This is a genomic window from Caulobacter sp. P1_B12_2 (assembly GCF_056406675.1).
Genome location: NZ_JBFTZS010000258.1, coordinates 1 through 6716 on the forward strand (window position 1 = coordinate 1; position 6716 = coordinate 6716).

Genomic DNA, 6716 nt, shown 5'->3' on the forward strand with positions numbered 1-6716 from the left:
GCGGCCGGCCGCGTTCTGACCCTGCTAGTGCAACAACAGCGCCGCGATCAGCAGGACCGCGAAGAACCCCGTGAAGTCGGTCAGGAAGGTCACGAAGATCGACGAGGACACCGCCGGGTCGCGTCCCATCTTGGCCAGGGCCAAGGGCGCCAGCACCCCGCCGGCCGCGGCCGTGAAGATATTGGCGATCAAGGCCAGGGCGACGATGATCGCCAGCTTGTCGTGATGGTCCGCCGGTCCGAAGAACAGATAGGTCGCCGTGCCCATGACCAGGGCCAGGGTGCAACCGTTGACGACGCCCACCCCCAGCTCGCGCAGGATGATCCGGCGGGCGTTGGCCGTGGTCAGCTCCTTGCTGGCCAGGGCGCGCACGGCCACGGCCAGGGTCTGGGTGCCGGCGTTGCCGCCCAGGGACGAGACGATCGGCATCAGGATGGCCAGGGCCACCAGCTGGGCGATCTCGCCCTGGAACACGGCCACGCCGCTGACGGCGATGGTCGCGGTGACCAGGTTCAGCAGCAGCCACGGCAGGCGGGCGCGGACGATGTCGACGACCGAGGCGTCGCGGCCGGCGTCGCTCACACCGGCCAGGGCCAGGATGTCTTCCTCGGCTTCCTCGCGGATGACCCCGACGATGTCGTCGACGGTGATCTGGCCCACCAGCCGCCCGCCGGCCTCGACGACCGGGGCGCTGATCAGGTGGTACTTGTCGAAGATGTAGGCGACCTCCTCCTGGTCCATCTCGACGGAGATCTCGGTCACCGCCTCCATGATCTCGGCCAGGGGGGTCTCCAGCTTGCTGGTCAGCAGCAGGCTGATCGGCAGGGCCCCGACCGGCGTATACGACGGGTCGACCACATAGACGTCGAAGAACAGCTCCGGCAGGTGGTCGCCGGACTCCCGGACGTGCTCGATGGTCTGGCCCACGGTCCAGAACTGCGGCGCGGCCAGGAACTCGCGCTGCATCAGGCGGCCGGCGGTCTCGTCCTCGTAGGCCAGGGCGGTTTCGATGGCCGCGCGGTCGGCGTGGTCCATGGCCGCCAGAACCTGGGCGCGCTTGCGATCGTCYAGGTCGTCGATGACGTCGGCGGCGTCGTCGGAGTCCAGTTCCTCCAGCGCACGGGCCAGGGTGACCGACGGCGTGGCCTCCAGGACCTCTTCRCGCAGGTTGTCGTCCAGCTCGGCGATGATCTCGCCCAGCCATTCGGGATCCAGGACCGGGATCACCTCTTCGCGGTAGTTGGCCGACAGGAAGCCCATCAGGTCGGCGACGTCGGCGGGCTCCAGGGCGTGGACCAGCTCGCGCAGCCGCGCGGTGTCGCCGCGATCGGCCGCGTCGATGACCATCTCGACATATTCGGGATTGAGGGCGTAGTCGTCGCCGAGCGCGAGGTCTTCCAGATCCTCGACAGCTTCGGGCCCAATAGCCTGAGGGTCGGGAATGAGCAGATTGTGGCGCGGATCGTCTGTCAGGTCGGTTGTTTCCCGGGACATTGGGACCTCCTGAGTTCGTAAGACGTGAGTCCTGCGCGTGACCTGAAGCTGCGAAGGGCCAAGCCCTTCCCCGGAAATGGTTAGAGCGCCCCTGGCGAGTCGGAAACCGATTTCGCCAAGCGCGCTCTAAGCCGTTGTCTCACCTGGTGCGGTCGAGAAGACTCGAACTTCCACGGGTTGCCCCACAGCGACCTCAACGCTGCGCGTCTACCAATTCCGCCACGACCGCTCGTGGTGAGGCGCGGCAGGTAGCAAACTGAGTTTGATTTGGAAAGAGCCGAGTTGCGATCCGGCGCGGTTCTTCAGGAAACGGGGGTTCAGCGCCGTTCCTTGACGCGTCGGACCAGCACGTACGGATCGTGGTCGTCGCCGGCGTAGTCCAGGAAGTCGATCTTCACCATCAACCCGTCGGAGACGAACCGCCCATCGACCCTGGCGCGGGTTTCCGAGGCCGGTCGGCCGGCCAGGTCCACGGTGCGATCGACATAGACGAAGCCCAGGCGGTCGCCGTCGATCCTGGCGGGAAACCGCTTCATGTCGAGGCACGCGCCTTCGCAGAGCGTGAAATCCACGGTCGGCGAGGGACCCTCGTTCACGCGGATGCGGATCCCGCCTTCGTCCCCTGTTTCCTCGGAGATCCGGACGTTCTCGTAGAGCCCGCTTCGCGAGGGCTTGGCCGCGAGCGCTTCCGGCGCGGCGGCGACGCCGCCCAGCACCGACAGGGCGGCTAGGATTCCGAGGACTTCACGCATGTCGCCTCCTATCGGTGGCGACGATCCTGGCCGGGTTCCGGCCAGGGAGCAACGGCGGTTTAGGTGCCGCCGGCCATGTAGTCGTAGACGTCGGCGGCGCGGGTCACCTGGATGGCGATGCGGTCGTCGCTGATCTGGATCTCGCCCCGGGCGATGGGGTGGTTGTTGGCCAGGATCCAGACCTCGTCATTGGTCTTGGCGTCCAGCGGGATCACCGCGCCGCGGCCCATGCGCAGCAGTTGCTGCATCGGCAGGATCGATCGCCCCAAAAGAACGGAGATCTCGACATTGACGGCGTTGACCTGGCTCACGAAGTAAGTCCCTGGATTTCACTCGCGACCGAGCTCGGCCGCGCGCCATCCGATGCAAGACTAAGGCCGTATGCTTGATCGCCCGTTAAACCTTGAAAATAAGGCGTTTCCGCTGCTGGGAGCGCCCGACGGCGCGCCGCCGGGGTGGGCGGTTTCGACCGGGTACGTGCCCTACCCGGCAGCCGTTGCCGCCATGGAGGCCCGCGCGGCCGCCATCGCCGACGGCACGGCGGGCGAACTGGTCTGGCTGCTGGAGCATCCGCCGCTCTACACCGCCGGCGTGTCGTCCAAGCCCGCCGACCTGATCGCCCCCGACCGCTTCCCGGTGTTCGAGAGCGGACGCGGCGGCCAGTTCACCTATCACGGCCCCGGCCAGCGGGTGGTCTATGTGATGCTGGACCTGACCAAGCGCGGCCGCGACGTGCGGGCCTTCGTCACGGCGCTGGAGGCCTGGATCATCGACGCCCTGGCCGCCTTCAACGTGACCGGCGAGATGCGCGAGGGCCGGGTCGGCGTCTGGGTCGAGCGCAAGGGCCCCGGCTGGTCGCGCGAGGACAAGATCGCCGCGATCGGCGTCAAGCTGCGCAAGTGGGTCAGCTTCCACGGCATCAGCCTGAACGTGGAGCCCGACCTGGAGCACTTCTCGGGCATCGTGCCCTGCGGACAGACCGAGCACGGGGTCACCAGCCTGGTCGACCTGGGCCTCCCGGTGACGATGGACGAGGCCGACGAGGCGCTGCGCGCCGGTTTCACGCGGGTGTTCGGGCCGGTCGAGACGGCGGAACCGCCGGTTTAAATTCTGTCCGCTCATCCCGGCGAACGCCGGGACCCAGATCCGTTGGCGGTGTGGATGACTGGAGGGACTCAGCGCTTCTAGCGTCCGCCTCAAAGCCATTCCATCTGGGTCCCGGCATTCGCCGGGATGAGCGGAATATCAAATGGCCTAGACGACACCGGCCGGCTTCAGCGGATTCGCCCCGTAGCGGTTGGCGCCCTGCTCGCCCGGCATCACGCCCAGCTCGACGATCGCCCAGACGACGATGCCCGCGAACAGGAAGTCGAGGACGTGCGTGGGCGTCGGCCAGACGGCGACCAGCGACAGCAGGATCAGCGCCGCCCACCAGCCCGACCGTCCCCGATCATGCAGGCGCTTGGAGAGCAGGCAGGTCGCGAAGAACAGCAGCGGCGGATAAAACAGCCAGCCGGTCAGCAGGTGGATGGTCATCCCCGTCGCCTCGTAGACGACGGCGAAGACGAACAGCGCGGCCGAGGCGATCAGGAACGGACCGCGCGCCGTCCGGCCAGAGGCCGACAGGAACAGGTCCCACCATTCCGCGCGATCGTTCATTCAGCAGGCCCCAGCGACTCCGATAGCCCGAACCTAGGCCGCGCCGCGGTCGTGCGAAAGACCTAGGCGAAGACTTCGGCCAGCGGATCGGCGGAGCCGATGCCCTTGGGCGACTTGCCATACGAATTGCGCCCTTGGGTGCCGTCCAGGAAGCCCAGTTCGACGAGACCCCAGATCCAGCCGACGATCGGCACCAGCCAGAAGAACGCCACCCAGCCGCCGCCCTTGTCGCGGTCGTGACAGCGCTTGAGGGCGATGGCGATGGAGATCCACAGCTGGGGCACGAACAGGATCAGTTGGGCGACATTGATGGCCCCGAAACCGTTCTGGCCCGTGTCGCCGGTCGTGGCGAAGACGATGGCCCCGATCAGGAACGAAACCACGTACTTGCCGATGATGATCAGCCAGTAGTCGCGGCGACGCATCCGTCCCTCGAAACCGAACAGCATCTGCATCAACGTCATCGAATCTTCCCCCAAGCTTGAGCTTGGGACATCACCACGCCTAGGCGAACTCCACCAGCACCTCGTCGGCGGCCACCGGGTCGCCGCCCTTGGCGTTGACGGCCTTGACCACGCCGTCGCGCTCGGCGCGGATGATGTTCTGCATCTTCATGGCCTCGAGCACGCAGACGACCTCGCCCTCGCGGACCTGCTGGCCGGTGACGACGTCCATGCTGACCACCAGGCCCGGCATCGGCGACAGCACCAGCTTGGAGGTGTCGGCGGCCTGCTTCTCGGGCAGCTTGTCATGCAGTTCGGCCGAGCGCGGGCTCAGGACCAGCACCTTGGCCTTGGCGGCGCGGTGGCGGATCGTGAAGCCCTCGGCGGCGGGGGTCACCTGGACCGTGAACGGCTTGCCGTCCAGCTTGCCCCGGAACACCGGCTTGCCCGGACGCCAGTCCAGGGTCTCCAGGTGCAGGGTGCGCCCCTCGCCGGTCAGCTCGACGGCCAGGTCGTCGCCTTCGCCCGACAGCGTCACCGGCCGCTTGGCGTGGCCCACGGCCACGACCCACGCGGTGCGGACGGGATTGCTCAGGCCGGCGTCCGTGTTGCGCGACCGGGCGGCGTAGACCCGCTGCATGGCAGCGCCCACGGCGGTCAGCAGGTCGATCTGCTCGGGCGTGGGATCCACGCCTTTGAAGCCGTCGGCGAACTCGTCCTTGATGTAGTTGGTCGAGATGACGCCCGAGCGATAGCGCTCCTGGTCCATCACGGCCGCCAGGAACGGGATGTTCTGGCCCAGGCCCTCGATGTGGAAGTCCTCCAGCGCCCGGCCCATGCCGTCGATCGCCGCCAGGCGGGTCGGCGCCCAGGTGCAGAGCTTGGAGATCATGGGGTCGTAGTACATCGAGATCTCGTCGCCCTCGCGGACGCCGCCGTCGTTGCGGACAACGTAGCCTTCATGCTGCCCCTCCTCCGGAGGGTCGTAGCGGACCAGGCGGCCGATGCTGGGCAGGAACTTGCGGTAGGGGTCCTCGGCGTAGATCCGGCTCTCGATGGCCCAGCCGTTGATCTTCAGGTCCTTCTGTTCGAAGGCCAGCTTCTCGCCCCAGGCCGAACGGATCATCTGCTCGACCAGGTCCAGCCCCGTGATCAACTCGGTGACCGGGTGCTCCACCTGCAGACGGGTGTTCATTTCCAGGAAGAAGAAGCTCTTGTCCTGGCCGGCCACGAACTCGACCGTACCGGCGCTGTCGTAGTTCACGGCCTTGGCCAGGGCCACGGCCTGGGCGCCCATGGCCGCCCGGGTGGCCTCGTCGAGCAGCGGGCTGGGCGCTTCCTCGATGACCTTCTGATTGCGGCGCTGGATCGAGCATTCGCGCTCGAACAGGTGGACGACGTTGCCGTGCTTGTCGCCCAGCACCTGGATCTCGATGTGGCGGGGGCTCTCGATGAACTTCTCGATGAAGATCCGGTCGTCCCCGAAGCTGGCCTTGGCTTCGGCGCGGACGGCCGGGAAGCCTTCCTCGACGTCCTTCTGGTTCCAGGCCACGCGGATGCCCTTGCCGCCGCCGCCGGCGCTGGCCTTGATCATGACGGGATAGCCGATCTGCTCGGAGATCGTCACGGCGTGGCCGGTGTCGTCGATCTCGCCGATGTGGCCCGGCACGCAGGAGACGCCGGAGCCTTGCGCGAACTTCTTGCTCTCGATCTTGTCGCCCATGGCGCGGATGGCGCCGGGGTTGGGACCGATGAACACCACGCCCTCGTCGGCGCAGCGCTGGGCGAAGCCGGCGTTCTCGGACAGGAAGCCGAAGCCCGGGTGCACGGCCTCGGCGCCGGTCGACTTGCAGGCGGCGATGATCTTGTCGGCCACCAGATAGGATTGGTTGGCGGGCGAAGGGCCGATGTGCACGGTCTCGTCGGCCATTTCCACGGCCAGGCTGTCGGCGTCGGCGTCCGAGTAGACCACGACGGTCTTGATGCCCAGACGGCGGCAGGTCTTGATCACGCGGACCGCGATTTCGCCCCGGTTGGCGATCAGCAGCTTCTTGAACATCCGGCCGTTCCCTACGCTTTTTGTCGTTTCTCGTTGTCTCGTTGGACAGGCACTAGCAGGCCGCCAGAGGTTTGCAACGGCGCCGCAGCGTGACATTGTCCATGACACCGGTTTCCCAAGGGCGGCCGCAATGAAGAGTGACGTTCAGCGCCCAGGGTTTCGTTCGCATTCGCGAGACGATTCCCCTGCCCGCCTGTTCGCACGACCTGAGAGGAAACCGTCGATGCTCCGTCCCGCCCTCGCGCTGCTGACCCTGGCCGCCGCCCTGGCCGCCGGCCCCGTCCTGGCCCAGACCGCCCCCGCCGCGAC

Annotated in this window: 7 protein-coding genes and 1 tRNA gene; 1 reads left to right on the forward strand and 7 read right to left on the reverse strand. The window is 67.3% G+C overall.

Features of this window, described 5'->3' with window-relative positions; translation table 11 throughout:
- Positions 1-24: 24 nt before the first annotated feature.
- The 4 genes from mgtE to AC1DZ6_RS15880 all read right to left on the reverse strand — a co-directional run bounded on the left by mgtE (position 25) and on the right by AC1DZ6_RS15880 (position 2557).
- A complete protein-coding gene (mgtE, locus tag AC1DZ6_RS15865) occupies positions 25-1494 on the reverse strand; it encodes a magnesium transporter (RefSeq protein WP_477098122.1) in 1470 nt (489 codons plus the stop codon).
- A 144-nt stretch (positions 1495-1638) separates the two neighbouring features.
- Positions 1639-1723, reverse strand: a tRNA-Leu gene (locus AC1DZ6_RS15870).
- Positions 1724-1811: 88 nt separating this feature from the next.
- Entirely contained in the window at positions 1812-2246 is a 435-nt protein-coding gene (locus tag AC1DZ6_RS15875; protein ID WP_477098123.1) for a hypothetical protein, read from the reverse strand.
- A 59-nt stretch (positions 2247-2305) separates the two neighbouring features.
- The gene (locus AC1DZ6_RS15880; protein WP_028040691.1) at positions 2306-2557 is read right to left on the reverse strand and encodes a FliM/FliN family flagellar motor switch protein; all 252 of its coding nucleotides are present in this window, start codon (positions 2555-2557) and stop codon (positions 2306-2308) included.
- A 70-nt stretch (positions 2558-2627) separates the two neighbouring features.
- On the opposite strand from AC1DZ6_RS15880, the gene lipB reads away from it, so the two are divergent.
- Positions 2628-3353 (forward strand): lipoyl(octanoyl) transferase LipB, encoded by a 726-nt coding sequence (gene lipB, locus AC1DZ6_RS15885; RefSeq protein ID WP_477098124.1) that lies wholly within the window; start codon positions 2628-2630, stop codon positions 3351-3353.
- Between the two features lie 147 nt (positions 3354-3500).
- On the opposite strand, the gene AC1DZ6_RS15890 is transcribed toward lipB, so the two are convergent.
- From AC1DZ6_RS15890 to AC1DZ6_RS15900, 3 genes are all read right to left on the reverse strand, one after another.
- Entirely contained in the window at positions 3501-3905 is a 405-nt protein-coding gene (locus AC1DZ6_RS15890; RefSeq protein ID WP_477098125.1) for a DUF805 domain-containing protein, read from the reverse strand.
- Between the two features lie 62 nt (positions 3906-3967).
- Positions 3968-4369, reverse strand: coding sequence for a DUF805 domain-containing protein (locus tag AC1DZ6_RS15895; protein ID WP_477098126.1), 402 nt, complete (start codon positions 4367-4369; stop codon positions 3968-3970).
- Positions 4370-4409: 40 nt separating this feature from the next.
- Positions 4410-6407 (reverse strand): acetyl-CoA carboxylase biotin carboxylase subunit, encoded by a 1998-nt coding sequence (locus AC1DZ6_RS15900; protein ID WP_477098127.1) that lies wholly within the window; start codon positions 6405-6407, stop codon positions 4410-4412.
- Between the last annotated feature and the right edge of the window lie 309 nt (positions 6408-6716).

Excerpts from the sequence above, each read along its gene's own strand:
- AC1DZ6_RS15895 (WP_477098126.1), bottom strand. The coding sequence starts at position 4,369 with ATGACGTTGATGCAGATGCTGTTCGGTTTCGAGGGACGGATGCGTCGC.
- lipB (WP_477098124.1), top strand. The coding sequence starts at position 2,628 with ATGCTTGATCGCCCGTTAAACCTTGAAAATAAGGCGTTTCCGCTGCTG.
- AC1DZ6_RS15875 (WP_477098123.1), bottom strand. The coding sequence starts at position 2,246 with ATGCGTGAAGTCCTCGGAATCCTAGCCGCCCTGTCGGTGCTGGGCGGC.
- AC1DZ6_RS15900 (WP_477098127.1), bottom strand. The coding sequence starts at position 6,407 with ATGTTCAAGAAGCTGCTGATCGCCAACCGGGGCGAAATCGCGGTCCGC.
- AC1DZ6_RS15890 (WP_477098125.1), bottom strand. The coding sequence starts at position 3,905 with ATGAACGATCGCGCGGAATGGTGGGACCTGTTCCTGTCGGCCTCTGGC.